The following is a 3,702-nucleotide window of genomic DNA, read 5'->3' on the forward strand; positions in this document are numbered from 1 at the left end:
GGGCTGATCGCTGTCCACGGACCCGATCATTCCGCAGCCCCGCCCACCAGGTCAGGCGACGCCCCGGACTACCGCAAAAGATCAGCGCATCCCTAACCGGTGGTCCCCGGCGGAGGTCCGTGCGAGGCTGTGCGTGTCAGCGATGCACGAGGAGGCCCGCATGTCAGCAGAGTCCAAGCCGAGTGGTCACGGTCCGGGGGAGGACGTGAAGCGTAAGTTCCGCGAGGCCCTGCAGAAGAAGCAGGCGCACGCCGGCAGGGACGTCTCCGACGACGCCGAGCGCGGCAAGGTCCACGGCCCCCATGCGCCGGAGACCAGTGGTGCGCAGCAGATGTTCCGCCGCAAGAGCGGCTGACCTGTTCGGGACGGACCGGACGACCCACCGGAACAACGACCAGGGCGCGGACTCCCCAGTGGGGTCCGCGCCCTGGCTCGTTCGTGGACGTGCGAGCGGCGTGGCGGGGGCTACTTCGCCGCGTGGTCCTCGGCCAGGCCGACCAGGGTGCGGACGCCGTAGCCGGTGCCTCCCTTGGGGGTGTAGCCGAACGCCGCCGACTCGTTGAACGCGGGACCGGCGATGTCCAGGTGCGCCCACGGGATCAGCCGGCCAGCCTTGTCCTTACCGATGAACTCCGACAGGAAGGTCGCGGCCACCATCATCCCGCCCACCCGGTCGCCGGTGTGCTTGAAGTCGGCGACCGTGGAGTCCATGCCCGAGCGGACCTCCTCGACCAGCGGCATCTGCCACATCGACTCGCCGGCGCCGGTCGCGACGGCGTGCACCCGCTCGCGCAGGTCGTCGTCGTTGGCCATGACCGCCGACGTGCGGTGGCCGAGTGCCATCACCGCCGCGCCGGTCAGGGTGGCGATGTCGACGATCGCGTCCGGCTGCTTCTCGGAGGCGAGAGCCAGCCCGTCACCCATGACCAGCCGGCCCTCGGCGTCGGTGTTGATGATCTCGACCGTCTTGCCGCCGCGCATGGTGACCACGTCGCCCGGGCGCTGGGCGTTGGACCCGGTCATGTTCTCGGCGAGGCACAGGTAGCCGGTCACCGCGACCGGCAGGCCGAGCTCGGCGATGGTGAAGATGGCCGCGGCGACGGCCGCGGCACCGGCCATGTCGCACTTCATCGTCACCATGCTGGCGCCGGGCTTGAGGCACAGGCCTCCGGAGTCGAAGGTGATGCCCTTGCCGATGTAGGCGAGGCTCGCCCTGGCCTTGGCGGGCTTGTACGTGAGGGTCACGATGCGGGGTGGACGGGCCGAGCCCTGACCGACTCCGAGGATGCCGCCGCAGCCGGCCTTGGCCAGCGCCTTCTCGTCCATGACCCGCACGCTGACCGCGGTGCCGGCCGCGCGAGCCCGGACCGACTCGGCGAAGGTCTGCGGGTAGAGCAGGTTGGGGGCGGTGTTGACCAGGTCGCGTGCATAGTTCTGGTGGCCGGCGAGGACGCCCGCGCGCTTGACCGCGGCCTTGACCCCCCGGTCCTTCGCGCCGTCGGTGTGCACGATGACGGCCTTGACCGGCGCCTTCGCGCGCTTGGCGGACTCTCCACGGTGCTCCAGGAACGCGTAGGCGCCGAAGAGGGCGCCCTCGGCGACCGCTCCCACGAGAGCAGCGTCCGAGCCCGGGAAGCGGACGCTCACCTTGGCGCTGCCGGACAGCGACCGGGTCGCCGCACCCGCGGCGCGGCGCAGCGTCTCGGCGGTGAACCCGCTCTTCTCCGGGGCGGCGCCGAGGCCGCTCACGACCACGAGCGGGGCGGCGACCTCCGGCACGTCGGACAACCGCACCAGCTCGTCCGGGCTGCCACCTGCCTGGGTGTTCCTCAGCGCGGCGTTGACGTGGGCGGCGGCCTTCTTGGACAGCCCGTGGCCGGCGGCCAGCTCGGCTCCGCCGTCGGTCTTGACGGAGGCCAGCACGAGGGCGTCCGCCTTGGCGGCGCCGGCAGGTCGGTCGGAGACGGTCACGGTCGTCACAGATGAGTCCTCTGGTTCGGTGGTGTGGTCGCCCGGTTCGAGGGACCCACCGCGAGGATAGCGGGCAGCTCGCCGCCCCTGCCGCTACCGTGTCGCTCATGACCGATGCGCCACTCCAGACCTCGCCCCTGCACGAACGCCACCTGGCCCTCGGCGCCAAGATGGCCGACTTCAGCGGCTGGCAGATGCCGATCGAGTACCCGGGGGGTGGGGTGGTGCGCGAGCACACCGCGGTCCGTGAACGGGTAGGCATCTTCGACGTGAGCCACCTGGGCAAGGCCAGCGTCACGGGGCAGGGAGCCGTGGAGTTCGTGAACTCCTGCCTGGCCAACGACCTGCACCGCATCGAGGTCGGCAAGGCGCAGTACACCCTCTGCTGCACCCAGGATGGCGGCGTGGTCGACGACCTGATCGCCTACCTCGAGGCCGACGATGACGTCTTCCTGATCCCCAACGCGGCCAACACCGCCGAGGTCTGCCGGCTCCTCGCCGAGGCTGCCCCGGAGGGCATCAGCGTCGAGAACCGCCACGACGAGTTCGGCATCATCGCGGTGCAGGGGCATCGCAGCAAGGACGTCCTCGAGTCGCTCGGGCTGCCCACGGGGCACGACTACATGTCGTTCGTGGCGGCGGACTGGCAGGGCAGGCCGGTCATCGTCTGCCGCACCGGCTACACCGGCGAACAGGGCTACGAGCTCGTGCCGCGCTGGAACGACACCGCCGAGCTGTGGGACGCCCTCACCGAGGCCATCGCCCCCTACCAGGGGCTGCCCTGTGGTCTCGGCTCCCGCGACACGCTGCGCACCGAGATGGGCTACGCCCTGCACGGTCACGAGCTGAGCCTGGAGATCACGCCGGTCCAGGCGCGCGTCGGCTGGGCGGTGGGCTGGAAGAAGGACACCTTCTGGGGCAAGGAGGCGCTCGAGGCGGAGCGGGCGGAGAAGAAGACGCCGCTCTCCCGTGGCCTGAAGGTGACCGGACGCGGCATACCGCGCGCCGGCTGCGAGGTGAAGGACGCGGACGGCGCGGTGGTCGGCACGGTCACCTCCGGCACCTTCTCGCCGACCCTGAAGGAGGGCATCGGACTCGCGCTGCTCGACCGAGCGGTCTCCGAGGGCGACGAGGTAGTCGTGGACGTGCGCGGTCGCGACGTCGCCGCGACCGTGGTCAAGCCTCCGTTCGTCGAGGTCCAGGTGCGCGAGGACTGAACCGCTGCCCGTGTGCCGGGTGGGCGCCCTGCCGCGCCACGCTCGGTTCGTCCGAACACCGCAATGGCTAACCTCGAGGCATGTCTGAGCCTGCTGCCCTCGACCGCGACCCAGCCCTGTCCGCACGCGCTTCCACGGACGCGCTCGTCGAGCGCCTGGGGAGACTGTCAGCCGAGGCCGAACGCGCGGGCCTGGACGCGGTGCTGGTCGGTCCGGGGGCGAACCTGCGCTACCTGGTGGGCCACTCGGTGCCGTCGCATGAGCGGCTCACGTGTCTGGTCATCGTCCCGGGCGCGAGCCCACGGCTGCTGGTGCCGGCGCTCGAACGGCCCGGCTGGGACGGTGTGCCCACCGACGCCCTCGGCGTCGAGGCGGTGACCTGGCTGGACGGGCAGGACCCGCATGCCCTGCTGGCCTCGCTCCTGCCGGCTGCTGCGCGGGTGCTCGGCGTGGACGACGACCTGCCGGCCCGACACCTGCTACGGGTCCAGGCGGCGGTGGACGGGTCGCGGCT

At 71.5% G+C, this 3,702-nt stretch carries 4 protein-coding genes; 3 read left to right on the forward strand and 1 reads right to left on the reverse strand.

The window, feature by feature from the left end:
- The first annotated feature begins 160 nt into the window (after positions 1-160).
- Positions 161-355 carry a DUF5302 domain-containing protein gene (locus tag FRW57_RS18780; RefSeq protein ID WP_137120218.1) on the forward strand — a complete coding sequence of 65 codons (195 nt, stop codon included), beginning with the start codon at positions 161-163 and terminating at the stop codon, positions 353-355.
- A gap of 110 nt (positions 356-465) precedes the next feature.
- Here FRW57_RS18780 and FRW57_RS18785 read toward each other — a convergent pair whose 3' ends face one another.
- A complete protein-coding gene (locus FRW57_RS18785) occupies positions 466-1,980 on the reverse strand; it encodes a leucyl aminopeptidase (RefSeq protein WP_152186738.1) in 1,515 nt (504 codons plus the stop codon).
- 98 nt (positions 1,981-2,078) lie between these two features.
- Here FRW57_RS18785 and gcvT point away from each other — a divergent pair, with 98 nt between their 5' ends.
- Both gcvT and FRW57_RS18795 read left to right on the forward strand, forming a co-directional pair.
- Complete coding sequence (gene gcvT, locus FRW57_RS18790) at positions 2,079-3,188, forward strand: glycine cleavage system aminomethyltransferase GcvT (RefSeq protein WP_152186739.1); 1,110 nt, start codon at positions 2,079-2,081, stop codon at positions 3,186-3,188.
- A gap of 80 nt (positions 3,189-3,268) precedes the next feature.
- Positions 3,269-3,702 (forward strand): aminopeptidase P family N-terminal domain-containing protein (locus FRW57_RS18795; protein ID WP_203230413.1); only part of this gene is annotated, 434 nt, incomplete at its 3' end.

Origin of the sequence: Segeticoccus rhizosphaerae, assembly GCF_009192725.1 — a bacterium.
GTDB lineage: Bacteria > Actinomycetota > Actinomycetes > Actinomycetales > Dermatophilaceae > Segeticoccus > Segeticoccus rhizosphaerae.

Excerpts from the sequence above, each read along its gene's own strand:
- FRW57_RS18780 (WP_137120218.1), top strand. The coding sequence starts at position 161 with ATGTCAGCAGAGTCCAAGCCGAGTGGTCACGGTCCGGGGGAGGACGTG.
- gcvT (WP_152186739.1), top strand. The coding sequence starts at position 2,079 with ATGACCGATGCGCCACTCCAGACCTCGCCCCTGCACGAACGCCACCTG.